General features: G+C 68.7%; 20 protein-coding genes and 1 pseudogene. 10 read left to right on the forward strand and 11 right to left on the reverse strand.

The annotated features are described in order from the left end of the window. Positions 1-147 precede the first annotated feature (147 nt). Both KB879_RS15360 and KB879_RS15365 read right to left on the reverse strand, forming a co-directional pair. Complete coding sequence (locus KB879_RS15360; protein ID WP_211982010.1) at positions 148-2,976, reverse strand: DUF6600 domain-containing protein; 2,829 nt, start codon at positions 2,974-2,976, stop codon at positions 148-150. 298 nt (positions 2,977-3,274) lie between these two features. Continuing rightward, entirely contained in the window at positions 3,275-4,603 is a 1,329-nt protein-coding gene (locus KB879_RS15365) for a bifunctional diguanylate cyclase/phosphodiesterase (protein WP_114134978.1), read from the reverse strand. A 284-nt stretch (positions 4,604-4,887) separates the two neighbouring features. Between KB879_RS15365 and KB879_RS15370 the strand changes: the two genes are divergently transcribed. The 8 genes from KB879_RS15370 (at position 4,888) to KB879_RS15405 (ending at position 14,407) form a co-directional block, all read left to right on the forward strand. Next, on the forward strand, positions 4,888-6,504 hold the full coding sequence (locus KB879_RS15370; RefSeq protein WP_211982011.1) for a methyl-accepting chemotaxis protein: 1,617 nt from the start codon (positions 4,888-4,890) through the stop codon (positions 6,502-6,504). An 18-nt stretch (positions 6,505-6,522) separates the two neighbouring features. Continuing rightward, positions 6,523-6,999, forward strand: a complete 477-nt coding sequence (locus tag KB879_RS15375; RefSeq protein ID WP_013953629.1) for a chemotaxis protein CheW — start codon at positions 6,523-6,525, stop codon at positions 6,997-6,999. Then, complete coding sequence (locus KB879_RS15380) at positions 6,996-8,267, forward strand: CheR family methyltransferase (RefSeq protein ID WP_153953360.1); 1,272 nt, start codon at positions 6,996-6,998, stop codon at positions 8,265-8,267. The genes KB879_RS15375 and KB879_RS15380 overlap by 4 nt, the downstream gene beginning before the upstream one ends. Next, positions 8,260-8,946, forward strand: coding sequence for a chemotaxis protein CheW (locus KB879_RS15385; RefSeq protein WP_013953631.1), 687 nt, complete (start codon positions 8,260-8,262; stop codon positions 8,944-8,946). The genes KB879_RS15380 and KB879_RS15385 overlap by 8 nt, the downstream gene beginning before the upstream one ends. After that, on the forward strand, positions 8,943-11,198 hold the full coding sequence (locus tag KB879_RS15390) for a hybrid sensor histidine kinase/response regulator (protein ID WP_211982012.1): 2,256 nt from the start codon (positions 8,943-8,945) through the stop codon (positions 11,196-11,198). The genes KB879_RS15385 and KB879_RS15390 overlap by 4 nt, the downstream gene beginning before the upstream one ends. After that, a complete protein-coding gene (locus KB879_RS15395; protein WP_013953633.1) occupies positions 11,195-12,214 on the forward strand; it encodes a chemotaxis response regulator protein-glutamate methylesterase in 1,020 nt (339 codons plus the stop codon). Before KB879_RS15390 ends, KB879_RS15395 begins: the two co-directional genes overlap by 4 nt. Positions 12,215-12,267: 53 nt before the next feature. Beyond that, positions 12,268-13,290, forward strand: coding sequence for a diguanylate cyclase (locus tag KB879_RS15400; RefSeq protein ID WP_211982013.1), 1,023 nt, complete (start codon positions 12,268-12,270; stop codon positions 13,288-13,290). A 340-nt stretch (positions 13,291-13,630) separates the two neighbouring features. Further along, on the forward strand, positions 13,631-14,407 hold the full coding sequence (locus KB879_RS15405; protein ID WP_013953635.1) for a DUF4397 domain-containing protein: 777 nt from the start codon (positions 13,631-13,633) through the stop codon (positions 14,405-14,407). 100 nt (positions 14,408-14,507) lie between these two features. Here the strand turns inward: KB879_RS15405 and KB879_RS15410 are convergent, their stop codons facing one another. From KB879_RS15410 to KB879_RS15425, 4 genes and pseudogenes are all read right to left on the reverse strand, one after another. Continuing rightward, positions 14,508-14,810 (reverse strand): helix-turn-helix transcriptional regulator, encoded by a 303-nt coding sequence (locus tag KB879_RS15410; protein WP_153953357.1) that lies wholly within the window; start codon positions 14,808-14,810, stop codon positions 14,508-14,510. A 221-nt stretch (positions 14,811-15,031) separates the two neighbouring features. After that, complete coding sequence (locus KB879_RS15415; RefSeq protein ID WP_013953637.1) at positions 15,032-16,534, reverse strand: tripartite tricarboxylate transporter permease; 1,503 nt, start codon at positions 16,532-16,534, stop codon at positions 15,032-15,034. Between the two features lie 12 nt (positions 16,535-16,546). Next, positions 16,547-17,008, reverse strand: a complete 462-nt coding sequence (locus tag KB879_RS15420; protein WP_153953356.1) for a tripartite tricarboxylate transporter TctB family protein — start codon at positions 17,006-17,008, stop codon at positions 16,547-16,549. Positions 17,009-17,456: 448 nt separating this feature from the next. Further along, positions 17,457-18,948, reverse strand: a pseudogene (locus KB879_RS15425) (MATE family efflux transporter). 230 nt (positions 18,949-19,178) lie between these two features. Between KB879_RS15425 and KB879_RS15430 the strand changes: the two are divergent. Further along, entirely contained in the window at positions 19,179-19,967 is a 789-nt protein-coding gene (locus tag KB879_RS15430; protein ID WP_211982014.1) for an MHYT domain-containing protein, read from the forward strand. Between the two features lie 122 nt (positions 19,968-20,089). Then, positions 20,090-21,517, forward strand: coding sequence for an NAD-dependent succinate-semialdehyde dehydrogenase (locus KB879_RS15435; RefSeq protein ID WP_011617618.1), 1,428 nt, complete (start codon positions 20,090-20,092; stop codon positions 21,515-21,517). Between the two features lie 73 nt (positions 21,518-21,590). Here KB879_RS15435 and KB879_RS15440 read toward each other — a convergent pair whose 3' ends face one another. From KB879_RS15440 to ctaD, 5 genes are read right to left on the reverse strand one after another with little or no spacing between them, the layout of a single operon-like run. Then, complete coding sequence (locus KB879_RS15440; RefSeq protein ID WP_211982016.1) at positions 21,591-22,784, reverse strand: DUF2252 domain-containing protein; 1,194 nt, start codon at positions 22,782-22,784, stop codon at positions 21,591-21,593. 47 nt (positions 22,785-22,831) lie between these two features. Then, on the reverse strand, positions 22,832-23,215 hold the full coding sequence (locus tag KB879_RS15445; RefSeq protein WP_153953353.1) for a cytochrome C oxidase subunit IV family protein: 384 nt from the start codon (positions 23,213-23,215) through the stop codon (positions 22,832-22,834). Between the two features lie 8 nt (positions 23,216-23,223). Beyond that, entirely contained in the window at positions 23,224-23,931 is a 708-nt protein-coding gene (locus KB879_RS15450) for a heme-copper oxidase subunit III family protein (protein ID WP_013953643.1), read from the reverse strand. Between the two features lie 26 nt (positions 23,932-23,957). After that, entirely contained in the window at positions 23,958-24,605 is a 648-nt protein-coding gene (locus tag KB879_RS15455; RefSeq protein ID WP_013953644.1) for a bb3-type cytochrome oxidase subunit III, read from the reverse strand. Further along, the gene (gene ctaD / locus KB879_RS15460) at positions 24,602-26,359 is read right to left on the reverse strand and encodes a cytochrome c oxidase subunit I (protein WP_013953645.1); all 1,758 of its coding nucleotides are present in this window, start codon (positions 26,357-26,359) and stop codon (positions 24,602-24,604) included. The genes KB879_RS15455 and ctaD overlap by 4 nt, the downstream gene beginning before the upstream one ends. Between the last annotated feature and the right edge of the window lie 10 nt (positions 26,360-26,369).

The following is a 26,369-nucleotide window of genomic DNA, read 5'->3' on the forward strand; positions in this document are numbered from 1 at the left end:
GGGCGCCGCCCGCGCGGCGCCGCGCAAGAACAAACCCCCGCAGGCCGCGAGGCCTGCGGGGGTTTCTGCCTTACGGGCTCCGTCAAGCGGGCCGTGCTACTGCCGGCGATCGCCGTCGCGCCCGTTGCGCGCCTCCATCCGCCCGCGTCAGTTCTGGGCGCGCTGTTGCTGTTGCTGCTGCTGGCGCTGCTGCTCCATCTGCTGCCGCTGGCGCTCCTGCATCTGCCGTTGCTGGTCCTGCTGGTGCCGCTGCTGCTCCTGCGTCGCACGCTGCTGCTCCTGCGCGGCACGCTGCTGCTCCTGCATGTGGCGCTGCTGCTGTTCCGCCTGCTGGCGCTGCATGGCCTGCTGCCGTTGCTGCTCCTGCGCCTGGCGTTGCTGCTCCTGCATCTGCCGTTGTTGTGCCATCTGCTGGCGCTGGGCCGCCTCGGCCTGCCGCTGCTGCGCCTCCTGCATTTGCCGCTGCTGCTCGGCCATCTGGCGCTGGCGCTCCACCTGCTGGCGCTGCTGGTCGGCGGCCTGGCGTTGCTGGGCTTCGGACTGGCGCTGTTGCTCCATCTGCTGGCGCTGGATGTCCTGCGCCTGGCGTTGCCGCGATTCCTGCATCTGCCGTTGCTGCTGGGCTTCGGACTGGCGCTGTTGTTCCATCTGCTGGCGCTGGGTGTCTTGCGCCTGGCGCTGCCGCGATTCCTGCATCTGCCGTTGCTGCTGGGCTTCGGACTGGCGCTGTTGCTCCATCTGCTGGCGCTGGACGTCTTGCGTCTGGCGCTGCCGTGATTCCTGCATCTGCCGTTGCTGCTGGGGCTCCTGCATCTGGCGCTGTTGCTGGGCATCCTGCATCTGCCGTTGCTGCTCAAAGCGCTGCCGCTGCATGTCCTGCGATTGCCGCGCCGGATCGGGACGGTCCTGCCCATCCGCCCACTGGCGCTGTTGCATGCGCTGCTGATCCTGCTGGCGCTGCTGGTCGCGGGCCTGGTCCTGCCACTGGCGTTGCTGGGCGTCGCGTTGCTGGGCCTCGTGCTGTTGCCGCTGCAGATCAGGCCCCTGCCGCTGCTGCTCGCGCAGCGCGCGCTGCTGTTCCCGCTGCTGTTCCATCTGCTGGCGCTGCAAAGCCTGCTGCTGTTCGCGCTGCATGCCCTGCGCCTGCCGTTGCGCGTCGGCCGGTCCGCCCGGCTGGCCCGGCTGGCCAACAAAGCCGCGCGCTTCGTCGGGCCGGCTGCTCTGGCCGCGGCCGTTGCCGCGCCAGGGTTCGCCCGGGGCGTTCGAATAGTTGCGATCGCCGCGATCGCCACGTGCGGGGCCATCGGCATCGCCGCGGCCGGCGCGCGGCTGCGGCGGCGTGTGGTCGCGCGCGGCGATGGCTGCCTGGCTCATGCGCACATCGGGTGCCCGCTGCACATCGCGCCCGGGCCGCCGTTCATTGCCACCGCGCCAGGCTGGGCCGGCGCCGGGCACAACCCCGCCCTCACGCGCGAAGCGGCGGGCCAGGTCGTCCGTGGCGGGCCGGCCCGGCGGACGGGCGGCGATGGCCTGGCGCTCGAAGCCAGGGCGGGCCTGCGGCGGCAGCGGCCGCATCGGGGCCGATCCCACCAGACTGCTCTTGACCGGCGCCACCGGCGGCGCCCCCCTGGCCTCGCCTGCCGGCAGGTTGCGCCATTCGTCGCGATGCATGCCGTGCGCCGGGCGGCCTTCGACGAAATTGCGTGCCGGCATGCCGGTGATGGCGCCGGGCACGTTGCGGTTGGCGTAAGGCGGAGGCCGGCGGTCGCCCATCACGATGTTGTTAACGGTGACCCGGTTGATGCGGGCGACATAGGTCGGGCTGGCACGATAGACCGGCCGGTACGCGTCGCGCGGCCCCAGCGGATACCAGGCCACGCCCGGCCCGCTGCCAACGCGCACGCTCCAGTTCGGCCCGCTGGCGCCGACAAAGGCCACCACCGCCGGGGCGTAGCACGGGCGCACGCGCGGGCCCGGCACCCAGCCCCAGCGCGAGCCCACATAGGCCCAGCGGCCGTAGTGCGAAGGCGCGAAGCCCCAGGGCGCGTCGTCGATCCAGGTCCAGCCCCACGGGGCGATCCAGGCCCAGTGCCCGGCGCTGTACGGTGCCCAGCCGGCGCTGACCACGCGCGGGAACCAGACCGCGCCGTAGCCGGGGTCTTCCTGCCAGTCGCCGTAGCCGTCCAGCGCGGCGTAGCCCGGCATCTCGCGCGGCACGTAGCGGGCGGACGGCGAGGCGTCTTCGCGCGCATCGCGTGCCGCGGTCCAGCGGTCGAAGGCATCTTCCGGCGCGCCGCCGCCACCGGCGTCGGCCAGGTCGGTGCCGGCAAAGCGCATGCGATCGCCTCGCTGCAGCTCGATCGAGCGGCTGTCGCCATAGACCACGGCGCTGCCGTGGCGCATGGTCACGGTAGTGGTGCTGCCGTCCGGCGCCACGTCCAGCCGATAGTCGCCCGGCTCGCGCGGCACGAAGGCCAGGTTGGGGGTGTCGACCTCGACTGTCTGGCCCGGCGGCAGCGCGCGCACGCGCAGCTGCAGCGTGCCCTGGGTCAATTTAACCTGCGTGGCGCTGTCGTCCAGGTTCAGGATGCTGGCCGCGGTGGCGCCGCCCAGCCGGACCGCCACCGTGCCGGCGTGCAGCTCGGCACGGCCGCCGTGGTCCAGCCAGAGCCGGTCGCCGGTGGTGATGGGCCGGTTCAGGCCGGCGGCAGCCCAGTCGTCCGAGCCTGCCGGCGCAAAGCTGAGGTTGCCGTCGACGGCGGTCAGCGTGGCAATGCGCGAGGAAGGATCGGCTTGCTGGTACTGGCCGTCAGTCGCCGGCGCATCAAGATAGACCTCGCCGGGGGGGCCGGCGGGCACCTGGGCCAGTGCAGCAGCCGCCACCGCCAGGCCGGCGGCAGCGGCCAGGGCCGTCAGCGCCAGCCTGCCACGGCGTTGGACATGAGCAGGGGGGACAGATTGGGAAGAATCGAACATGGAAGTCAGGGCCGGGACAAAACGCATAACGCACCGGGGCGGCCGGCCGATGTCAGCGGCAACCCTAATGTCACCATACATTGCCCCGGATGCCGCGGCACGCCCGGCGCGGCAGACTTTGTAAGTTCGTATTTCGCCATGCGGCAATGCAGCGCAGGCCGCAGCGCTGTCCCGGGCAGGCTGCGGGCCGGCGGGGGGTCAGCGGGTGCCCGGGACGGGCAGGCTCGCCGTCAAAGGTGGAAACAACTTCCCTGGCAGCGCGGGGAGCGGAGACGGGCGGAACGGGGGCAGAGGCGGCTCAGCGGCCGGACTGCTGGCGCAGCATTTCGGTCAGGCGCTCGGCCGGCATCGGGCGGCCGTACAGGTAGCCCTGCGCCTCATGGCAGCCGTTGGCCAGCAGGAAGTCGCGCTGCTCGGTCGTTTCCACGCCTTCGGCGACCACGCCAATGTGCAGGCTTGCGCCCACGCTGATCACCGAGCGCACGATTGCGGCATCGACCGGGTCTTCGGTCACGTTGCGGATAAAGGACTGGTCGATCTTGAGCCGGTCCACCGGGAACGACTTCAGGAAGCTGAGCGAGGCATAGCCGGTGCCGAAGTCATCGCAGGTCAGCGTCACGCCGTCGCGGCGCAGCGCCTGCAGCTGGTCCGCGACCTCGTCGCCCTGCTGCAGCGCGATGGTTTCGGTGATCTCGATCTCCAGGCAGTCCGGCGCCAGTTCCAGCGCGCGCAGCACGTGGCGCACCTCGGTCAGCAGCCGGCTTTCGGACAGCTGGGCCGCGAACAGGTTGATGGCCACCCGCGGCGGTTGGGGAAAGGCCAGCGACCACGCGCGCGCCTGGGCGCAGGCAGTCTGCAGCAGCCACATGCCGACATCGCTGGCGATGCTGCTGCCGGCCAGCGCGTCGATGAAGGCGGCGGGCGGCAGCAGCCCGCGGGTCGGATGGCGCCAGCGCATCAGCGCCTCGGCACCGTGCACGCGGCCGTCGCGCAGGTCGACCTGCGGCTGGTACAGCAGCTCGAACTGGCGCTGGGCATAGGCTTCGTGCAGCGCCTGCACCAGCGACAGCCGCGTGGTCACGTCCGAGCGCATCTGCGGCTTGAAGAAGCGGATGGTGCGGCCGCCGTCGTGCTTGGCGCGGGCCAGCGCCAGGCTGGCCGCGGCCAGCACGTCCGAACCCTGTTCGCCGGCGGCGGGGATCACGCAGGCGCCGATGCTGGCCAGCACATGGTGGCGGCGACCGGCGCTCTCATGCGGGGAGGACAGCATCGAGAGGATCGCCGCACCAACATGGCGCACCAGCGTGGGATCGGCAATGGAGGGGAGCAGCACACCGAACTCGTCGCTGCCAATGCGGCCGATGACGGCGTCGCGCGGCGAGGCGTCGCGCAGGCGGCGCGCCACGCGCTGCAGGATCAGGTCGCCTTCGGCATGCCCGTGCATGTCGTTGAAGGCGCGGAAATCGTCAATGCCGATCAGCAGCAATGCACAACGGGGCACCGCCTCGCTCTGCAGGCGTGCCTCCAGCCGCTTCAGAAATCCCTGGCGATTGTCAACGCCGGTCAGCGGATCGAGATCCGAGCCTGGCGAGGCGCCAGCCGCCTTCGCCCCCGACTTGGCCACCATCCCTGCCCCATCTGTAATTGTCGACATTGTTACCTGCTAGCAATTTAGCAAGTGTGACGAAAACTTGGAAAAAATCAAGCAGTTCCGATTGCGGCGGGACCGGCTATGCGGCCGCGCAACGGCGCCGCATTGCGCGTTGAATCGGTTCCCGGCTTACAGTACCCTACCGCGCATCAGGCCGCCCCCGCCGCCCCGCGACCTCCTGCTTGCCCCGGAGCGGCGCCCCTGAGGCGGCTTTGCGGGGAACGGCCGCTCCTGAACAAGAACATCACCGGGACCTCACCGTGAACGAATGGACCATCCGCACGCGCATCCTGGCAAGCTTCTCGCTGATCCTGCTTGTCATGGCACTGATGGGCGTTGTTGCCTACACCCGCCTGAGCGCCATCGAACGCGAAACCACGCTGATGCTGCAGGACGCGCTGCCCGGGCTGAACTACAGCACCGGCATCCGCGGCGTCTGGGGCGAGCGCTATGTGCTGGCGTGGCAGACCATCAATGCCACCGACCCGGCTGAGCGCCGCGGCTTCCAGCAGCAAGGCCAGGACGCCGCCGGCCGCCTCGACAAGCTCGAGCAGCAGTACGAGACCTCGATCACGCGCGACGAAGACCGCGTCGCCTTCAAGGCCTATCGGGACGTGCGCGCGCGCTACGAGCAGGCCTCCGACATCCTGTCCCGCCAGGGCGAGTGGAACGGCGCCGCCACCGCGGCAGCGCTGCGCGGCGAAGCGCATGACCGCTGGGTCGAGGCGCGCAAGGCGGCCCAGCACCTGGTGGACGACAACAGCGCGGTCAATTCGCGGGCGGCGCGGGGTATCGACGATGCCGTCGGTGCCGCCAAGATCGGCATCGAAGCGGCGCTGATCGTGGCCCTGGTGGTCGCCGTGGTCTGCGGCTACCTGCTGCTGCGCGCGATCACGGTGCCGATGCAGTCGATCGTCAACCTGCTGTCCGGCATCCGCGGCGGCGACCTGCGCCTGCGCATGGCGCTGCGCCGCAAGGACGAATTCCATGAAGTGGAGGAAGGTTTCAACCAGATGACGGGCGAGCTGACCTCGCTGGTGGGCCAGGCGCAGCGCACCGCGATCCAGGTCACCACCTCGGTCAACGAGATCGCCGCGACGGCGCGCCAGCAGCAGGCCACCGCCACCGAGACCGCCGCCACCACGACGCAGATCGGCGCGACCTCGCGCGAGATCTCGGCCACCGCGCGCGACCTGGTGCGCACCATCCATGAAGTCTCGAGCGCCGCCGAGCAGGCGGCCGGGCTGGCCGGCACCGGCCAGGTGGGGCTGTCGCGCATGGAAGGCACCATGCAGCATGTGATGGACGCCGCCGGCTCGGTCAATGCCAAGCTCGCCACGCTCAACGAAAAGGCCGGCAATATCAACCAGGTGGTGACCACCATCGCCAAGGTGGCCGACCAGACCAACCTGCTGTCGCTGAACGCCGCGATCGAGGCCGAGAAGGCCGGCGAGTACGGCCGCGGCTTTGCCGTGGTGGCGACCGAGATCCGCCGCCTGGCCGACCAGACCGCGGTGGCCACCTACGATATCGAGCAGATGGTGCGCGAGATCCAGTCGGCGGTGTCGGCGGGCGTGATGGGCATGGACAAGTTCTCGGAGGAAGTGCGCCGCGGCATGTCCGAGGTCACGCAGGTGGGCGACCAGCTGTCGCAGATCATCGCGCAGGTGCAGTCGCTGGCGCCGCGCGTGCTGATGGTCAATGAAGGCATGCAGGCCCAGGCCGGCGGCGCCGAGCAGATCAACCAGGCACTGATGCAGCTGTCCGAGGCCGCGCAGCAGACCGTGGAGTCGCTGCGCCAGTCGAGCCAGGCGATCGACGAACTGACGCTGGTGGCCAACGACCTGCGCAGCGGCGTATCGCGCTTCAAGGTCTAGGGCCTGCGCCCCGCCGCCATGAAACTCTTCCTGCTGTTCCGCCTCGGCGCTGACCACTATGCACTCGATGCCGCCGAGGTGGCCGAGGTGCTGCCGCTCACGCGGCTCAAGCAGATCCCCGGCGCGCCGGCCTGGGTGGCGGGCCTGATGGAGCGCCGCGGCCAGCCGGTGCCGGTGATCGACCTGCCGGCGCTGGCCACCGGCGTGCCGGCGGCGCTGCGCACCAGCACGCGCACGGTGCTGGTCCACTACCGCCGCCATGGCGGCGAGGCCAGCCGGCTGCTGGGCCTGCGCCTGGAATCGGCCACCCAGACCCTGCGCTGCCCGGCGGAATCGTTTGTCGACGGCGGCATCGGCGGGGCCAGCCCGCGCTACCTGGGGCCGGTGCGGCACGACGCGCGCGGCCTGCTGCAGTGGGTGCGGGTCGAGGCCCTGCTGCCGGACGACGTCCATGCCATGCTGTTTGCCGACACCGCCGGGGAGGCCGCGGCATGAGCACTGCCACGCACATCGAGGCCCTGCTCAAAGCCCGCATCGGCCTGGACGCGGGCGCCATCGGCACCGGCGCAGTGGCACGTGCCGTGCGTGAGCGCCAGCAGGCACGGCAGGCGTCGGACACCCAGGCCTACTGGGACTTGCTGCACGGCACCGCCGATGAATTCCAGGCGCTGATCGAGGCCGTCGTGGTGCCCGAGACCTGGTTCTTCCGGCATCGCGAAGCGCTGCTGGCGCTGGGCCGCCTTGCCGCCGAGCGCGCCTTTGCCGACGGCAGGCGCACGCTGCGCGTGCTGAGCCTGCCCTGCTCCACCGGCGAAGAGCCCTACTCAATCGCCATGGCCATGCTCGATGCGGGCGTGCCGGCGGGCCGCTTTGCCATCGATGCAGTGGACATCAGCGCCCGCGCGCTGGCCCGCGCGCGCCTGGGCGAATACGGCGCAAACGCCTTTCGCAGCGCACCGCTGGATTTCCGCGACCGTTATTTCACGGCCACGCCCACCGGCTATGTGCTGGATGCACGCGTGCGCGCGCAGGTGCGGCTGCTGCAGGGCAACCTGGTCGATCCCGGCCTGCTCGCCGGCGAGCCGCCCTATGACTTCGTGTTCTGCCGCAACCTGCTGATCTACTTCGACGCGCCGGGGCAACGGCATGCGGTGCAGACGCTGGCGCGGCTGGCCGCTGCCGACGGCCTGCTCTTTGTCGGGCCGGCCGAAGCCAGCGTGCTGAGCTCGCAGGGCCTGGAGCCGGTCGGCTTGCCGCTGACCTTTGCCTTCCGCAAGCCGTCCGCCGTGCCAGCCGCCAGGGCGGCGCCGCGTGTGCCCGTGCACGCGGCCCAGCCGCCCCGCATGGCCGCACCGCCACGGCTGCCGAGGCCACCAGCCTCGCTGCGGCCTGCCCCGCTCACGCGCCCACCCCTGCGGCCCGCCGCGCCCGCGCCTGGCAACGATCAGCGCGCCGCGCTGGCTGTCATTGCCGCCCAGGCCGATCGCGGCGAGCTGGAGGCCGCCACCGCCGCCTGCCTGGCGCTGCTCGAGCGCGCCCCGGATGCCAACGCCGACGCCTATTGCATGCTGGGCGTGCTGCACGACGCCGCCGGCCGCACCGCGCAGGCCCATGCCGCCTACCGCAAGGCGCTGTACCTGGACCCGGCGCACCAGGAAAGCCTGTACCACCTGGCCGCGCTGCTCGATACCGAAGGCGATCACGATGGCGCCATGCGCCTGCGCCAGCGCGCGCAACGCCACACCCGCAAGCACCATGGCTGAGCCCCAAGGCATTGCCCTGCGCACCGAAAACGTCGACGACTGCTGGCGGCGCATCGGCGTGCGCGGCGACGGCTCGTGCCCCGCGCTGGCCGAGCACGCGCACTGCCGCAACTGCCCGACCTACGCCCAGGCCGCGGCCATGCTGCTGGACGCGCAACGGCTGGACGTCGTGCCGGACGCACTGCCCGATGCCGCCACGCTCACCGACGATGACGGGGCCTTGCCGGCCGAACGCGGCATCGCGCTGGCCTGCCTGGTGTTCCGCATCGGCGATGAATGGCTGGCCCTGCCGACCGCCGCGCTGGGCGAAGTCACCGCCCCCTGCCCGATCCATTCGCTGCCGCACCGCCGCGATGCCGCCGTGCTGGGGCTGGCCGCCGTGCGCGGCAACCTGCTGGCCTGCCTGTCGCTGGCGCGGCTGTTCGACGCGGGCGCCGGTGAAAGCGCCAGCGGCAGCCGCTTCCTGATCCTCGGGCAGGGCCGCGCCGCGATTGCGCTGCCGGTGGCCGAGGTGTCCGGCATCGCCCGCGTTCCGCAGCCCGCGCTGCAGCCGCTGCCCGCCACCCTAGCGCGGGCGTCGGCGCGCTATACGCAGGCGCTCTTCCTCGACCAGGGCCGCAGCGTCGGGCTGCTCGATGCCGCACTGGTGCGCCAGGCGCTGGCCAGGAGCCTGGCATGAATCCCGAGCAACTGCGCGACGCCTCGCTGCTGGAACTGTTCGCGCTCGAGGCCGATGCCCAGGCCGAAGTCCTCAATGCCGGCCTGCTGGCGCTGGAGCGCAACCCGGCAGCGGCCGAGCAGCTCGAAGCCTGCATGCGTGCCGCCCACTCGCTCAAGGGCGCTGCCCGCATCGTCGGGCTCGATGGCGGCGTGCGGGTGGCACACGCCATGGAAGACTGCCTGGTCGCCGCACAGGGCGGCCTGCCGCTGACCGCCGCGCATATCGACGCGCTGCTGCAAGGCACCGACCTGCTGCTGCGCATCGGCCATCCGCCCGGCGGCGATCCGGGCTGGGCCGAGCATGCGGGCCGCGCCGAGATCGATGCAGTGGTGCAGCGGCTCGGCATGGTCGATGGCGGTGCCGGGGCGCTGGTCGTGCCGGCACCGCCAGCGCCGGCCCCGGCCCTGTTACCGGAACCAGCGCCCGCGATACCGGCAGACGACACCCAAGAGCGCATGCTGCGCGTGAATGCCGATGCGCTTGACCAGCTGCTGGCGCTGTCCGGCGAGGCCATGGTCGAGTCGCACTGGCTGCGCCCCTTCGGCGCCTCGCTGCAGAAAGCAAGGCGGCAACAGGCACGCGCACTGCGCGCCGTCGATGCGCTGCAGGAAGCCTTGCGGGACGCACCGGACGGCAACCCTGGCGCGGCTGCGCACACCGCACTGGCCGAACTGCGCCAGCTGCTGGACGAAGGCCACGACCAGCTGGCCGCGCGGCTGGAAGAGTTCGAACAATACGATCACCGCGCCACGCGGCTGGCGCGCCGGCTCTATGACAGCGCGCTGGCCTCGCGCATGCGCCCGCTGGCGGACGCGCTGACCGGCTACGCGCGCATGGTGCGCGACCTCGGGCGCGCGCTGGGCAAGCCGGTGCACCTGGAGCTGATCGGCGCCGGCACGCAGGTGGACCGCGACATCCTGGAAGCACTGGACGCGCCGCTGGCGCACCTGCTGCGCAACGCGGTCGACCACGGCATCGAAGCGCCCGGGGTGCGCGCGGCGCAGGGCAAGCCGGCGGAGGGCAGCGTCACGCTGCAGGCGCGCCACAATGCGGGCCGCCTGGTCATCGAGATCTTCGACGACGGCGCAGGCGTCGACCTGGATGCCCTGCGCCGCGCCATCGTGCGGCGGCGGCTTGCGTCCGAAGAGACCGCGGCGCGGCTGTCGCAGGCAGAGCTGCTCGACTTCCTGCTGCTGCCGGGCTTCAGCATGCGCGACACGGTCTCCGAGGTCTCCGGCCGCGGCGTGGGCCTGGACGCCGTGCAGGAGATGGTGCGCCGCGTGCGCGGCAGCCTGCGCCTGACGCAGCAGCCGGGCCAGGGCCTGCACTTCCGGCTGGAGCTGCCGCTGACGCTGTCGGTAGTGCGCACGCTGCTGGTGGAAGTCGCGGGCGAAGCCTATGCCTTCCCGCTGGGCCGCGTGCTGCGCGCGACCTCGGTGGCGCGCAGCGAGATCGAGCAGACCGAAGGGCACCAGCATTTCCGCCACGAAGGCCGCGCCATCGGGCTGGTCAGCGCCGCGCAGGTGCTGCAACGCCCCGAGGGCGACGCTGCCAACGTGCGCGAGCAAGTGCCGGTGGTGGTCATCGGCGAGGCCGAGCGCATCTATGGCATTGCCGTCGACCGCATGCTGGGCGAGCGCCTGCTGGTGGTGCAGCCGCTGCCGGCGGCACTGGGCAAGGTCCGCGACATTGCCGCCGGCAGCCTCACCGACGACGGCACGCCGGTGCTGATCTTCGATGTCGAGGACGTGATCCGCTCGGTCGAGAAGCTGGTCTCCGAGGGCCGCATCGAAGGCGTGCGGCAGGCGGCCGTGGCCAGCGTCCAGGCGCGTGCGCGGCGCGTGCTGGTGGTGGACGACTCGCTCACCGTGCGCGAGCTGCAGCGCAAGCTGCTGGCCGGGCGCGGCTACGATGTGGCGGTGGCGGTCGATGGCATGGACGGCTGGAATGTGCTGCGCGCCGAGCCCTTCGACCTGGTCATCACCGACATCGACATGCCGCGCATGGACGGCATCGAGCTGGTGCGCCGGATCCGGCAGGACGCCGCGCTGCGGCAGCTGCCGGTGATGGTGGTGTCGTACAAGGACCGCGAACAGGACCGCCAGCGCGGCCTGGAGGCCGGCGCGGACTATTATCTGGCCAAGGGCAGTTTCCACGACGCCGCGTTGCTCGACGCGGTCCAGGACCTGATCGGCGAGGCACGTTCATGAAAATCGGCATCGTCAATGACTCGGCGCTTGCGGTAGCCGCGCTGCGCCGCGCGCTTGCGCTGGATCCGTCGTTCGAGATCGCCTGGGTCGCCGGCGACGGCGAACAGGCGGTGCAGATGGCCGCGCGCCAGACCCCGGACCTGATCCTGATGGACTTGCTGATGCCAGTCATGGACGGGGTCGAGGCCACGCGCCGGATCATGGCCGCCACCCCCTGCGCGATCGTGGTAGTGACCATGGACCTGGGCCGCAACGCCTCGCAGGTGTTCGACGCGATGGGCCACGGCGCCATCGACGCGGTCGACACCCCCACGCTGGCCGAGCCCGATGCCCAGCTTGCCGCCGGGGCGCTGCTGCGCAAGCTGCGCAATATCGGCCGCCTGCTGGCGGGCCGCGTGGCCCCGCAGCACACACTGACGGCGGCGCCGCGCGCAGTGGCTGCGCCGCGGCTGGTGGCAATCGGCGCCTCGGCCGGCGGCCCGGCCGCGCTGGCCACGCTGCTGGGGGCGCTGCCGGCGGACTTCGGCGCCGCCGTGGTCACCGTGCAGCATGTGGACGAGGCCTTTGCCGCCGGCATGGCCGACTGGCTCGACGGACAGTGCGCGCTGCCGGTGCGCATTGCCCGCGCCGGCGACGCGCCCCAGGCCGGCACGGTGCTGCTGGCCGGCACCAACGACCACCTGCGCCTGGCCAGCCCCACGCGCATGTCCTACACCGAGCAGCCCTGCGACTACCTGTACCGCCCCTCCATCGATGTCTTCTTCGAAAGCGTGGTAGAGCACTGGCGCGGCGACGTGATCGGCGTGCTGCTCACCGGCATGGGCCGCGACGGCGCGCTGGGGCTGAAGGCCATGCGCGAGCGCGGCTTCCTGACCATCGCGCAGGACCGCGCCACCAGCGCCGTGTATGGCATGCCCAAGGCCGCCGCAGCCATGGGCGCGGCCGCGGAGATCCTGCCGCTGCCGCGCATCGCGCCGCGGCTGGTGCAGGCATGCGGCGGCGCCGCGCTGCTTTGACCCAATGCAATACGTCCCGGCCGGCACCGGGACCGTGACACCAGGAACTGAACATGCAACCCGAATCACCCAACCAACCCGCAGCGCCTGCATCCGACAAGGACTACCTTGCCATGGTGCTGCTGGTGGACGACCAGTCCATGGTCGACGAAGCGGTGCGCCGCGCGCTCTCCACCGAGCCCGACATCGACTTCCACTACTGCTCGCAGCCCGACGAGGCCGTGGCGGTGGCGCAGCGCACCAAGCCCACCGTGATCCTGCAGGACCTGGTCATGCCGGGCGTGGACGGCCTGACGCTGGTGCAGCGCTATCGCGAGAATCCCGCCACGCGCGACATCCCCATCATCGTGCTGTCGACCAAGGAAGAAGCCGCGACCAAGGGCGCGGCGTTTGCCGCCGGCGCCAACGACTACCTGGTCAAGCTGCCCGACAGCATCGAGCTGATTGCGCGCATCCGCTACCACTCGCGCTCGTACCTGAACCAGCTGCAGCGCGACGAGGCCTATCGCGCGCTGCGGCAAAGCCAGCAACAGCTGCTGGAAACCAACCTGGAGCTGCAGCGTCTGACCAATTCAGACGGCCTGACCGGCTTGTCCAACCGGCGCTATTTCGATGAGTACCTGGGCGCCGAATGGCGTCGCGCACAGCGTGAGCAGACCCAGCTGGCAATGCTGATGATCGATGTCGATGCGTTCAAGGCCTACAACGACACCTACGGCCACGTGGCCGGCGACGAGGTGCTGCGCCGCGTGGCCGCGGTGATCCGCGACAATTGCGCGCGTGCCGCCGACCTGCCCGCGCGCTTCGGCGGTGAAGAGTTCGCGATGGTGCTGCCGGCGACCTCTCCGGGCGGCGTGCGCCTGCTGGCCGAGAAGGTGCGGCGCGCGGTGCAGGCGCTGGCCATCGCCCACAGCGGCTCGCCCACCAGCGACTGCGTCACTGTCAGCATCGGCGGCGCGGTGCTGGTGCCCCAGCCTGGCGATCCGTCGGACCGGCTGGTGGAGACGGCTGATGCCGGCCTCTACCAGGCCAAGCGCAATGGCCGCAACCAGGTGGTGATGATGTCGCAAGGCTGAGTCACGGCAGCAGCACAGCTGCAACAACCAGTTACACACTGGCAGCCACCCGGCCAACCGCGCCACCTGGCACGCCCACCTCCGCCGAGGCCCCGCGCCTGCGGGCCTGGCCGCCCCGCCGCGCACGCACGCGTCATCGCATGTCGGAATCGTCCGACATGCGATTCGGAACCCCGTGGCTGTCTCGCCCCTGGGTTGATGCCTATCTTTGCATCACGGCAAGCGCTTCGCCGCGCCTGCACGCCAAGCAAGCAGATAGCGAACTGGCCTCGCTACCGGCGCGCCCGCGCGGGCATGGGCCAGCACGTCCCTGAATCCAATGAACGGTAAGAGGTGATCCATGTTCCGATCCAAGACACTTTTGATAGGCCTGGCGCTGGCCGCCACGGCGGTGCTGTCGGCCTGCGGCGGCGGTGACGACGATCTCGGCGACCGCATCGGGCTGAGCAAGCCGACCATCCGCGTGATCCACGCCATCACCGGCGGTCCCAATGTCGACGTGCTGCAGAACGGCGTGAAGACCAGCTTCGTGAACAAGCCGTACAAGTTCGTTTCGACCTACTTCAACGTTGAAACCGGCAACCAGCTGATATCGTTCAACACCGCCGGCACGCAGACCGAACTGGCCCGCGCCACCCTGGTCGCCGCCACCGGCCACAAATACACCGTGGTGGCGCTGCCGGGTGCCAGCGCCGCAGAAACGCTGACGATCGACGATCCGTTCGAAAAGGGCCTGCTGTCCAACAAGGCCCGCGTGCGCTCCCTGAACGCCTCGTTCAACGCGCAGAACGTCGATGTCTACATCACCATCCCGGCGATCGACCTGAATTCGGTGGCGCCGACTTTCGGCGCGGTGGGATACAAGCAGGCCTCGCCGGCTTCAGGCAAGGACTCTCTTGACCTGGACGGCGGCACTTATCGTCTGCGTATCACTACGGCGGGCACCAAGACGGTGATCTTTGACTCGGGCGCGCTGACGCTGGCGAACAATGCCGACTGGCTGATCACCACGATCCCGGTCGACGGCATCGGCGGGCTCACGCCGAACAAGATCAAGGTGCTGGTGGCGCGTGGTGATGACGAGTCGCAAGCTGGTCTTGAGCTCGTAACGCAGTAACAGCGTGCTTGCAACTAGCTGCCTGCGGCAGGCGGGCAGCATGCAAGAGGCCGGTCCGAAGGATCGGCCTTTTTTGTCTGACGGGTGGCGGCTGACTGCCCTACGCTTCCTCCCCCGGCTCCAGCTCCGCCTTCAGCACCGCCAGGTGCGACATATAGGCCTCCAGCTCCGCCCGCCCCTGCTCGGTGATGCAATAAACGCGGCCACTACCTTCAACCAGCTCGGCAGTAATGGCCCGCGCCATCATCAGGCTGCGCAGGATCGGCCGCAACGAGCGGATATTCTTGTCGATACCCCGCTCGCGCAGCCGGTCGACCAGGCTCAGGACCGTGGACGGGCTCGACTGGACGAGCTTGAGCACATAGATACGTGAGAAAAACCGGTCAAAGATAGGCGGTTTCATGGGCGCTGTCGGCGCACCCGACGGTGCGGGAATCCTGATCATCATGCGCAGCCCATGACTGCTGCCGCAGTCGGGCACTCTCTGGTATGGATGACGGGCGGACGCGCAGCGCGATCGGCCCGCGAAAGCAAACGGGGTGCGCGAAGGCACCCCGAATGCTTGCGTTGCGTGCGCCGTCCGGCATGAGCCAGGCCGGCGCCATCCCGGGAGCGCGCGTGGCGCTATTCTTCCTGGAACGCTTCTTCGCGCTTGGCCTTGATCGACGGCAGGGCCACCACGGCAACCAGGGCGGCGGCTGCGATCAGCAGGCCCAGCGACAGCGGGCGCGTCACGAACACGCTGAAGTCACCGCGCGAGAGCAGCAGCGAGCGGCGGAAGTTCTCTTCCATCATCGGTCCCAGCACGAAGCCCAGCAGCAGCGGTGCCGGTTCGCAGCGCAGCTTCAGGAACAGGTAGCCGATGATGCCGAAGCCCGCAGCCATGAACACGTCGAAGGTCTGGTTGTTGACCGAGTACACGCCAATGCCGCAGAACACCAGGATCGCCGGGTACAGGAAGCGGTACGGCACGGTCAGCAGCTTCACCCACACGCCGATCATCGGCAGGTTCAGGATGATCAGCATCAGGTTGCCGATCCACATCGAGGCGATCAGGCCCCAGAACAGCGCCGGGTTGCTGGTCATCACCTGCGGGCCGGGCTGGATGTTGTGGATGGTCATCGCACCGACCATCAGCGCCATCACCGCGTTGGGCGGAATGCCCAGCGTCAGCAGCGGGATGAAGGAGGTCTGCGCCGCGGCGTTGTTGGCCGACTCCGGACCGGCCACGCCTTCGATCGCACCCTTGCCGAATTCATGCGCGTACTTCGAGGTCTTCTTTTCCAGCGAGTAGGCCGCGAACGAAGCCAGTGCCGCGCCGCCGCCCGGCAGGATGCCCAGGGCCGAGCCCAGGAACGTCCCGCGCAGCACGGCCGGGATCATGCGCTTGAAGTCTGCCCTTGTCGGCCAAAGGTTCGTCACGCTATCGGTGAACGTCTCACGGGCTTCCTTCTGCTCCAGGTTCGCGATGATTTCCGCGAAGCCGAACATGCCCATGGCCAGCGCCACGAAGTCGATGCCGTCGGTCAGTTCCGGCACGTCGAACGAGAAGCGCGCGGCGCCCGAGTTCACGTCGGTGCCGATCAGCCCCATCAGCAGGCCCAGCACGATCATGGACACGGCTTTCGGCAGCGAGCCGGAAGCCAGCACCACGGCGCCGATCAGGCCCAGCACCATCAGCGAAAAGTATTCGGAAGGGCCGAACTTGAACGCCAGTTCCGACAGCGGCGTGGCAAAGGCGGCCAGGATCAGCGTCGCCACGCAGCCGGCGAAGAACGAGCCGAGACCGGCGGTGGCAAGTGCCACCCCCGCTCGCCCTCGCCGCGCCATCTGGTAGCCATCGATGGTGGTCACCACCGAGGACGATTCACCAGGCAGGTTCACCAGGATGGCGGTGGTCGAACCACCGTACTGGGCGCCGTAGTAGATGCCGGCCAGCATGATCAGCGCGGCCACCGGCGGCAGCGTGTAGGTCACCGGCAGCAGCATGGCGATGGTAGCCAGCGGCCCCAGGCCCGGCAGCACACCGATCAGGGTACCCAGCACGCAGCCCAGGAAGGCGTAGGCCAGGTTCTGCAGCGACAGGGCCGTGGAAAAGCCCAGCGCAAGGTGATCAATCAATTCCATGGTCGGCGCTCCTTAACCGGTGATAAAGGCCGGCCACACCGGCATCTGTAGGTTGATGCCGTAGACGAATGCGCCAAGGCTGATCAGCACCAGCACCACGGCGTTGAGCAGCGCACCCTTCCAGCTGAATTCATGGCTGGCCATCGAGGACACCATCACCAGCACGAACACCGACAGCACCATGCCCAGCGGCTTGAGCAGCAGGCCGAACAGCACCACCGAACCGAGGATCCACAGCAGCGTCTTCAGGTCCCAGCGGGCGAGATGGTCTTCCTCCCCCCTGGACGACAGCGAGGACAGCAGCACCACCGCCCCGAGCACTGCCAACACCAGTCCCAGCAGGAATGGAAAATATCCGGGTCCCATCTTCGCGGCCGTTCCCATGGAATAGCCGCGAGCGACCCAGGAAAAGCCCAGACCGACCAGAACGAACATCAGGCCGGAGGCAAAGTCCTTTTGGCTGCGTATGCGCAAAACGATTCTCCTCAAAGTTCACGAAATGCCGTGCCGGGGGGCGCGCACTGGCTCGGACGGCAAGGCATGCGCCCTGCATGCTCCCCGACGGTTGACCCGAACCTTAGAGACGTGATCTTTCAGGTGCCTTTCATTTGTCTTGTTTTATGGGTATTCACCGATACCCCTTGAAAACAAGGCAATTCCAGCCGATGCGCACAAGTAAATGCATCACAACGTGATGTATTTACTTGTGAAGAATCCGGGAGTAAAGGCGACGGGAATGTCAGACGAACAAGACGGCACGCGCACTTGCGTCAAGGCAAGGCGCGGCCGGAAAGACGCGCACGCCTGCTCTGGCCAGGCAGGCGACGCGTGCGCTGGGAGGGAGTGCCAGCGATGGCACGATGACACACCGATCTTTCGAATGGCTTTCAAAGCCGGCGACACGATCACGGGCCGCTGCAGGTCAGCGCACGCCTGCGGGCTCGGGTGTTGCCGGGGCGGCCTCCTCGACGACCTCGCCCGCGTCTTCGCAGGGCGTTCCCATGCTGGTATCGGGCGCCTGCCCCACGGCTTGCGCCGGGTGCGGCACGGTGGGCAGGATATGGCTGCGGCGCCAGTTGCCGAAGCGGTAGTAGCCAGCCGCCAGCACCAGCGACACCACCGAGCCCAGCGGAAAGCTCCACCAGACCGCCTCGGCGCCGATGCGCGGGCCCAGCGCCCACGCGAACGGCAGCCGGATCACCCACATCGACAGGAACAGGATCACCAGCGGCGCCATCACCGCGCCGGTGGCGCGCACCGTGCCGAAGATGACGATGGTGAAGCCAAACAGGATGAACGACCACAGCACCACCACGTTGATATGCTGCGCGATGCCGGTGGCCACGCCGTCAGTGCCCAGGAACAGGCCGAGCGAATGCCGGTTGAACAGATAGATCAGCGCGACCAGCGCACCGGTCATCACCACATTGATCAGCAGGCCCACGCGCGTGATGCGCGACACCCGCTGCCACAGCTCGGCGCCGACGTTCTGCGCCACCATCGACGACACGCTCGCGCCTACCGCCAGCGCGGGCATCTGCACATAGGTCCACAATTGCGAGGCCACGCCGTAGGCGGCGGTGGTCTGCGAGCCATAGGCATTGACCAGCGCCATCATCACGATCGCCGACGACGAGATCACCACCATCTGCAGGCCCATCGGCAGGCCCTTGACCACCAGCGCCCGCAGGATTGCCGGATCGGGCCGCAGCAGTGCAAGCTGGCCACGGTGCAGCAGCAGGAAATGGCGGCGCCGGTACAGCAGCACCATCATCGCCGCCAGGCTCACTAGCTGCGCGATCAGCGTGGCCAGCGCCGAGCCCGCGATGCCCAGCGGGGGGATCGGACCCATGCCGAAGATCAGCACCGGGTTGAGCGCCACGTCCAGCACCACGGACAACAGCATGAACCAGAACGGCGTGCGCGAATCGCCCGCGCCGCGCAGCGTCATCATCACGAAGTTGTAGAAGTACATGAACGGCAGCGCCAGGAAGATGATGCGCAGGTAGCTCACCGCCAGCGGCGCGGCGTCTTCCGGCGTGTGCATCGCCGCCAGGATGGCCGGCGTATAGAAATAGCCAAGCGCCGAGGCCAGCACCGACAGCCCGACAAAGAAGGTGGTGCTGGTGCCGACCACGCGGCGCGCCTCGTCCAGGTCGCGCGCACCCACGGCCTGCCCGATCATGATGGTGTTGGCCATGCTGATGCCGAACACCACGCCCGGCAGGAAGAACAGGATGATGTTGGCGTTGGAGGTTGCCGTCAGCGCGGCCTCGCCCAGGAAGCGGCCGACCCAGACCGAATTGATCGAGGCATTCAGCGGCTGCAGGATGTTGCTGCCGAGCACCGGCAGCGAGAACAGCAGCAGGGTGCGGCCGATCGGGCCGGGTGGTCAGTCTGGCGTCTGGCTTCATGAGGCGTTGCGCATGGGGAAATCCGCCCAGTCTATTCCTGCCCGGAGGCGGCTACAAGGACACGCGGCCGGCCACGGTACCGCGCTTTTTACCTGAATGAGTTATTCCCCTCCAGTTGCGGCCCCCTGCATACTCGGCGCGGGAGCACCGCGTCCCAGGCCGGCTGCCGGAAGGAATGCCCGGCATGCGCGTGCGCCCTTCAGTCGCAGTCAAAACGAAGAGGTGGGGTCATGTTTGTCGGTTTCCAGCCTGTTTCCGGCGCCCTGGTGCCGTTTGCCTATGACTGGCCGATGGTGGGCCTGTCGTTCCTGATCTCTGTCTGCGGCGCCTACGTTGGCCTGCGCTGGTCGCGGCGCGTGCGCATGCCCGACGGCCGCCTGGATGTGGACCGGCTGTTGTGCGCCAGCGTGGCGCTGGGCGGCGGCGCGGTCTGGTCGATGCATTTCATCGGCATGGTGGCCTACCAGACCCCGACGCACCGCGAGTTCGGGCTGTTCATGACGCTGGCTTCGCTGGTGGTCGTGATGGTGCTGGCCGGCGCCGGGCTGGCGATCGCCTCGCGCCCGCGCGGCAGCCGTACCGACAACGTGTTCAAGGGCGGCGTGCTGACCGGGCTGGGCGTGGTGGCGATGCACTACACCGGCATGGCGGCGATCCGCTCCAACACCCGCTTCGACTGGGACCTGGCCATCATCGGGCTGTCGGTGGTGATCGCGGTGGTGGTGTCGGTGGTGGCGCTGTGGCTGGCGACCACGGTGAAGACCCGCGGCAAGCAGCTGGCAGCGGCGGTGGTCATGGGCATTGCCGTCTGCGGCATGCACTACACCGGCATGTCGGCGGGCACGATGATCTGCACCAGCCCGACCTACGCGCCCAGCCTGTTCGCCATCGAGGGCGACAGCATCGGCTATGCGGTGTTCGCCCTGACGCTGATCACGCTGCTCGTGATCCTGGTGGTGGAAGCCACCCGCACCGGGGCTGAAGTCCTGCCCGTGGCACGGACGCGCGATACCGCCTGATATCGGCTGCACCGGTCGCGGGGACATTCCCGCACATTCCTCCCGGGAACGCACCCGGCGCGCTGCATGAACGCGGCCGCCGGGTTAAGCTTGCGGTTTCACCGCCCACCAGGAGAACACGCATGTACCAGGATCTCGCCCTCTATATCGACGGGGAATTCATCAAGGGAGGCGACCGGCGCGAGCAGGATGTCATCAACCCGGCCACGCAGGAAGTGCTGGGCAAGCTGCCGCATGCCAGCCGCGCCGACCTGGACCGCGCGCTGGCCGCCGCGCAGCGCGCCTTTGAAACCTGGAAGAAGACCTCGCCGCTGGAGCGCGCCAGGATCCTGCGCCGCGTGGGCGAGCTCACCCGCGAGCGCGCCAAGGAGATCGGCCGCAATATCACGCTGGACCAGGGCAAGCCGCTGGCCGAGGCCGTCGGCGAAGTGATGGTCTGCGCCGAGCACGCCGACTGGCACGCCGAGGAATGCCGCCGCATCTATGGCCGCGTGATCCCGCCGCGCCAGCCCAATGTGCGCCAGATCGTGGTGCGCGAGCCGATCGGCGTGTGCGCCGCCTTCACGCCGTGGAACTTTCCGTTCAACCAGGCCATCCGCAAGATCGTGTCGGCGCTGGGCGCCGGCTGCACGCTGATCCTGAAGGGCCCGGAAGACTCGCCCAGCGCGGTGGTGGCGCTGGCGCAGCTGTTCCATGATGCCGGCCTGCCCCCGGGGGTGCTCAACATCGTCTGGGGCGTGCCCAGCGAGGTCTCGACCTACCTGATCGAATCGCCGATCGTACGCAAGATTTCGTTCACTGGCTCGGTGCCGGTGGGCAAGCAGCTGGCGGCGCTGGCCGGCGCGCATATGAAGCGCGTGACCATGGAGCTGGGCGGCCATTCGCCGGTGCTGGTGTTCGACGACGCCGACATCGACCCCGCCGCCGAGATGCTGGCCCGCTTCAAGCTGCGCAATGCCGGCCAGGTTTGCGTGTCGCCGACGCGCTTCTACGTCCAGGAGAAGGCCTATGACCGCTTCCTGGCGCGCTTTACCGAGGTGATCGGCTCGATCAAGGTGGGCAACGGCCTGGAAGACGGCACCCAGATGGGGCCGCTTGCGCATGAGCGCCGCGTGCTGTCGATGGAGCAGTTCCTGGACGATGCCAGCCAGCGCGGCGGCAAGGTCGTGGCAGGCGGCTCGCGCCTGGGCGACAAGGGCTACTTCTTTGCGCCCACCGTGGTCACCGACCTGCCCGACGACTCGCGCCTGATGACCGACGAGCCGTTCGGCCCGGTGGCGCCGGTGACGCGCTTCAAGGACACGGCCGAGGTGCTGCGCCGCGCCAACAGCCTGCCCTTTGGCCTGGCGTCGTATGTGTTCACCAACTCGCTGAAGACCGCGACCGAAGTGTCCAACGGCCTGGAAGCCGGCATGGTCAATATCAACCACTTCGGTATGGCGCTGGCCGAGACCCCGTTCGGCGGCATCAAGGATTCGGGCATCGGCAGCGAAGGCGGTCAGGAGACCTTCGATGGCTACCTGGTGACCAAGTTCATCACCCAAGCCTGACCATCCTGACGCTGGCGCCGTTCACGCTTGCGTGAGCGGCGCCAGCGCCCTTCTTCCCCCGTTCGGCCCCCGCTCACCCTCCCCGCGCCTCGCGGTAATCGTCCGCATACGCCTTCCACTGCGCCACCGACACCGCGCAACCATGCCGTGCCAGCCGCAGGACGCCGGTGCGCCAGCGGGTGCCGCCGGCAAACGCCTGCAGCTGCTCGATCCGGTCCGCGGCCTGGTGCCCGCAGCCACGCAGATGCGCCCATGCCGCGGCATGCGCCATGGTGCCCAGCAACTCGCGTAGCGCTGCAAAGTTGCTGCAATGCGCCAGGTCGACGCGGTCGGCAGTTGGCTGCAGGCTCTTGACCAGATAGAAAGCCTTGCCCATGTCGACAGCCGACAGCAGCGCCGGCGAAGCCGCCTGCATGACTTGCTGCACCGCCGCCACCCGCTTTGCATCGCTGCCCCAGGGTGGCAGGGACAGGCTGGGCAGGTCCTGCCATGGACTCGGCGCGGCGCGCTTGATGTCGACCAGTCGCTGCATGCCGCTCAGTTCGTCCCGCGCCAGCACCATATAGCGTTCCAGCCCGAGGCTGCCAATGCCCGCCACGCGCCGCGCGGCATCGTCGAGGGCCAGGCGGTGGCCATGATGGCCCTGCTTCGAGTAGGCCGCAAGGATCGCGCGAGCGCGCTCACGGGCCGGCTTGTCTGCCGCAAGCGCATGGCGGCCGTTGCATACCAGGCGCCGTTTGCCCTTGCGCACCGTGGTGAGCTCGGCCAGCAGTGCGCCGCGCCTGCGGCCCTTGACCCGGCGCAGCAGGGTGGCCACCAGGCCGACCGCCGTGGCACGCTCGAGCCAGCGTGGCTTGCCTGTCTGCAGCACGGCGGCATAGGTGGACAGCATGGCCTCGCAGGCGCGCATGGCGCCGGCCTCGGAAAGGCCCAGCTGGCTGGCGGCCACCAGCACGCTCGACAGCATCCGGACCACATCCACCGTAAGCGGCGCGACCAGGGCGTCGTCAAAGTCGTTCAGGTCGAAATAGACCAGCCCGTTGTCGCCCTTGAAGCTGCCGAAGTTCTCCAGGTGCAGATCGCCGCAGACGTAGGTGGTCGGAGCATCGCGCATTGCCGCCTCATCGCGCAGCGATGCGACATAAAGGTGGTTGGTGCCGCGAAAGAAGGCAAAGGGGTCCGCGGCGATCGCCGCAAGCTTGCGGGTCAGCCGCTCGGGATCGCGGCCATGGTTGAAGGTGAGGATGGCTTGCGTGGCGGCGTGCATGGGCTCGCCTTCCGTTCCGCGTTGACATCCGGCAGCGGCGCGGCCGGTCAGCGGAAGAACAGGCCGCGCGTGAGGAAAGTGTGATTGGCTTCTTCCGCCATCAGCCAGACCAGCACCAGCAGGCACAGCGGCGGTATCAGGATGGCGCAGATCAGCGCCATGCGCTCCCATGCCATGTGCATGAACACTGCCACGATCAGCCCCGCCTTCAGCCCCATGAACACCAGGATCAGCGTCCAGCGCAGGTAGCCGGTGACATGGAAATAATCGACCAGGTACGACAGCGTCGACAGCACGAACAGCAGCGCCCAGATCTTCAGGTACAGCCCGATGGGATGCTGCTGGCCGGAGTGCGCGGCATGCCCGGCATCCGGGCCGGAGCCATGCGCTGGCGTCACCGGGGTTGCGGGAGTTGCCGGATTCGATGCCATGGCCGCCCTCACCAGAGATAGAACAACGCAAAGATAAACACCCAGACCAGGTCGACGAAGTGCCAGTACAGGCCCGCGATCTCCACGATCTGGTAGTTGCCGGTGGCCTCGTAGCGCCCGCGCAGCACGCGCGTGGCCACGATCAGCAGGTACACCACGCCGCACGACACATGCAGGCCATGGAAGCCCGTGATCATGAAGAAGGTCGAGCCGAACTGCGCCGCCCCCATCGGGTTGGTCCACGGGCGCACGCCCTCGTCCACGATCAGCTTGGTCCATTCGAAGGCCTGCATGCCGACGAACATCATGCCGAACAGCGCGGTCACCAACATCAACAGCGCGCACTCGCGGCGCGCGCGCCGGTAGGCAAAGTTGACCGCCATCGCCATGGTGCCGCTGCTGCTGATCAGCACGAAGGTCATGATGGCGATCAGCAGCAACGGGATGTCGGCGCCGCCCACGTGCAGTGCGAACACCTCGCTGGGATTGGGCCACGGCACCGTGGTCGACATGCGCACGGTCATGTAGCCGGTCAGGAAGCAGCTGAAGATAAAGGTGTCGGACAGCAGGAAGATCCACATCATCGCCTTGCCCCACGACACCTTGAAGGCCTGCTGGTCCGACGACCAGTCGGCCAGCAGGCCGCGCACGCCGCCCACCTGGGGCGCAGGCGCCACGCCGGGTGTGCCCGATGGTGAAGACAATTGCGTTGACATGCCGGTCCTCCTTGCTGCCGCCGCCGCTAGGCCGTGCCGCAGATATAGCGCACCAGTTCGGGCGTGAGCCACCCCAGCGCCGCCAGCAGTACCACCCACACCGCCAGCAGGAAATGCCAGTAGCGCGCGCACAGCCGCATGCGCAGCACCACGGCCTCGCCGCTGCCGCGTGACGACATGGCAAAGCCCCAGCCGGCCAGGCCGCCCAGCACGTGCAGGCCGTGCATCGCGGTCAGCAGGTAGAAGAAGCTGCCGGCCGGGTTGCCGGCAGGCATCACCTGCATCGCGCCCAGCGCCTGCCAGGCCCACAGCTGCGAGGCGACGAAGCCGGCCGCGCCCAGACCGCCCAGGCGCAGCGCCAGCCTGGCCACGGCCATCTCGCCCCGGCCCGCGGCGCGCGACGCCACCGCCATCGCCACGCTGCCCGCGGCCAGCAGCGCGGTGGACAGCCACACCTGCCAGGGCAGCCCGATGCGGTGCCAGTCCGGGCTGTCCATGCGCAGCGCATAGGCGGTCAGGAACAGCGCAAACAGCGAGGTCACCACGCCCATGAACACCCACAGGCCGATGCTTGCGGGGGCGCGCCCGCGCGGCCGGTGGTTGGCGGCATTCTCGTCGGACGGGTTGCCGCCGAAATCGTCGCGGCTGACCTTGTACAGGGCTTCGGCGTTCATGCGACGGCTCCGCGGCTGGCATGCGGTTCAGGCTCGGCCCCGCCCTCTTCCGGCGGCGCGTTCTGCGCGATAAAGTCCTCACGCGCGCCCGGCACGCTGTAGGCATAGGCCCAGCGGTACACCACCGGCAGGTGCGGCCCCCAGTTGCCGTGCGCGGGCGGGGTCTGCGGCGTCTGCCATTCCAGCGAGGCGGCGCGCCACGGGTTGGCGTCGGCCTTGCGGCCATGCCACAGGCTCCACACCAGGTTGAAGACAAAGAGCAGCTGCGCCGTGGCGACGATGAACGCGGCCACCGAGATATACATGTTCATCACATGCGCAGATTCCGGGATAAAGGCGTAGTTCTCGTAGGCGTAGTAGCGGCGCGGCATGCCCAGCACGCCCAGGTAGTGCATCGGGAAGAAGATGGCATAGGTGCCGACGAAGGTGACCCAGAAATGGATCCGGCCCATGTTGTCGTCCAGCATCCGGCCCGTTACCTTCGGGTACCAGTGATAGATGCCGCCGAACACCACCAGGATCGGCGACACGCCCATCACCATGTGGAAGTGCGCCACCACGAAGTAGGTGTTGGACAGCGGGATATCCACGCTCACATTGCCCAGGAACAGCCCGGTCAGGCCGCCGATGACGAAGGTGCTGATGAAGGCGATCGCGAACAGCATGGGCACGGTGAAATGGATATCGCCGCGCCATAGCGTGATGACCCAGTTGTAAACCTTGATCGCGGTGGGGATGGCGATGACCAGCGTGGTGGTGGCAAAGAAGAAGCCGAAGTACGGGTTCATGCCGCTGACGAACATGTGGTGGGCCCACACCACCACCGACAGCACGCCGATCGCCAGGATTGCCCACACCATGGTGCGGTAGCCGAAGATGCTCTTGCGCGAATGCACGCTGACCAGGTCCGAGACGATGCCGAAGGCAGGCAGCGCGACGATATACACCTCCGGGTGGCCGAAGAACCAGAACAGGTGCTGGAACAGCAGCGGGCTGCCGCCCTTGTATGACAGCTGCTGCCCCATCGATACCATCGCCGGCATGAAGAAGCTGGTGCCGAGGGTCTTGTCCAGCAGCATCATCACCGCCGACACGAACAGCGCCGGGAACGCCAGCAGCGCCAGGATGGTGGCCATGAAGATGCCCCACACCGACAGCGGCATGCGCAGCAGCGTCATCCCTTCCGTGCGCGCCTGCAGCACGGTGGTGACATAGTTGAGGCCGCCCATGGTGGCCGCGACGATAAAGATCGCCAGTGACACCAGCATCAGGATGATGCCCCATTCATGGCCTGGGGTGCCGGCCAGGATGGCCTGCGGCGGATACAGCGTCCAGCCCGCGCCGGTGGGCCCGCCGGGCACGAAGAAGCTGGTCAGAAGCACGATCACCGACAGCAGGTAGACCCAGAAGCTGAGCATGTTGAGGAAGGGGAACACCATGTCGCGCGCCCCCACCATCAGCGGGATCAGGTAGTTGCCGAAGCCGCCCAGGAACAGCGCGGTCAGCAGGTAGATCACCATGATCATGCCGTGCATGGTGACGAACTGGTAGTAGCGGTTGGCGTCGATGAACTCGAAGCGCCCCGGGAAGCCGAGCTGCATGCGCATCAGGTTGGACAGCGCCACGCCCACCAGGCCCACCATGATCGCCACGATGGTGTACTGCACGGCGATCACCTTGTGGTCCTGGCTCCAGACATAGCGGGTCCAGAAGCTCTGCGGCGCGTGATGGGCGGCATCATCGGCGTAAGCCATGCGGGTCTCC

This window comes from Cupriavidus sp. KK10, from assembly GCF_018223725.1.
Classification (GTDB): Bacteria; Pseudomonadota; Gammaproteobacteria; order Burkholderiales; family Burkholderiaceae; genus Cupriavidus; species Cupriavidus necator.

Excerpts from the sequence above, each read along its gene's own strand:
- KB879_RS15360 (WP_211982010.1), bottom strand. The coding sequence starts at position 2,976 with ATGTTCGATTCTTCCCAATCTGTCCCCCCTGCTCATGTCCAACGCCGT.
- KB879_RS15365 (WP_114134978.1), bottom strand. The coding sequence starts at position 4,603 with ATGGTGGCCAAGTCGGGGGCGAAGGCGGCTGGCGCCTCGCCAGGCTCG.
- KB879_RS15375 (WP_013953629.1), top strand. The coding sequence starts at position 6,523 with ATGAAACTCTTCCTGCTGTTCCGCCTCGGCGCTGACCACTATGCACTC.
- KB879_RS15380 (WP_153953360.1), top strand. The coding sequence starts at position 6,996 with ATGAGCACTGCCACGCACATCGAGGCCCTGCTCAAAGCCCGCATCGGC.
- KB879_RS15385 (WP_013953631.1), top strand. The coding sequence starts at position 8,260 with ATGGCTGAGCCCCAAGGCATTGCCCTGCGCACCGAAAACGTCGACGAC.
- KB879_RS15390 (WP_211982012.1), top strand. The coding sequence starts at position 8,943 with ATGAATCCCGAGCAACTGCGCGACGCCTCGCTGCTGGAACTGTTCGCG.
- KB879_RS15395 (WP_013953633.1), top strand. The coding sequence starts at position 11,195 with ATGAAAATCGGCATCGTCAATGACTCGGCGCTTGCGGTAGCCGCGCTG.
- KB879_RS15400 (WP_211982013.1), top strand. The coding sequence starts at position 12,268 with ATGCAACCCGAATCACCCAACCAACCCGCAGCGCCTGCATCCGACAAG.
- KB879_RS15405 (WP_013953635.1), top strand. The coding sequence starts at position 13,631 with ATGTTCCGATCCAAGACACTTTTGATAGGCCTGGCGCTGGCCGCCACG.
- KB879_RS15410 (WP_153953357.1), bottom strand. The coding sequence starts at position 14,810 with ATGAAACCGCCTATCTTTGACCGGTTTTTCTCACGTATCTATGTGCTC.
- KB879_RS15415 (WP_013953637.1), bottom strand. The coding sequence starts at position 16,534 with ATGGAATTGATTGATCACCTTGCGCTGGGCTTTTCCACGGCCCTGTCG.
- KB879_RS15430 (WP_211982014.1), top strand. The coding sequence starts at position 19,179 with ATGTTTGTCGGTTTCCAGCCTGTTTCCGGCGCCCTGGTGCCGTTTGCC.
- KB879_RS15435 (WP_011617618.1), top strand. The coding sequence starts at position 20,090 with ATGTACCAGGATCTCGCCCTCTATATCGACGGGGAATTCATCAAGGGA.
- KB879_RS15440 (WP_211982016.1), bottom strand. The coding sequence starts at position 22,784 with ATGCACGCCGCCACGCAAGCCATCCTCACCTTCAACCATGGCCGCGAT.
- KB879_RS15445 (WP_153953353.1), bottom strand. The coding sequence starts at position 23,215 with ATGGCATCGAATCCGGCAACTCCCGCAACCCCGGTGACGCCAGCGCAT.
- KB879_RS15450 (WP_013953643.1), bottom strand. The coding sequence starts at position 23,931 with ATGTCAACGCAATTGTCTTCACCATCGGGCACACCCGGCGTGGCGCCT.
- KB879_RS15455 (WP_013953644.1), bottom strand. The coding sequence starts at position 24,605 with ATGAACGCCGAAGCCCTGTACAAGGTCAGCCGCGACGATTTCGGCGGC.
- ctaD (WP_013953645.1), bottom strand. The coding sequence starts at position 26,359 with ATGGCTTACGCCGATGATGCCGCCCATCACGCGCCGCAGAGCTTCTGG.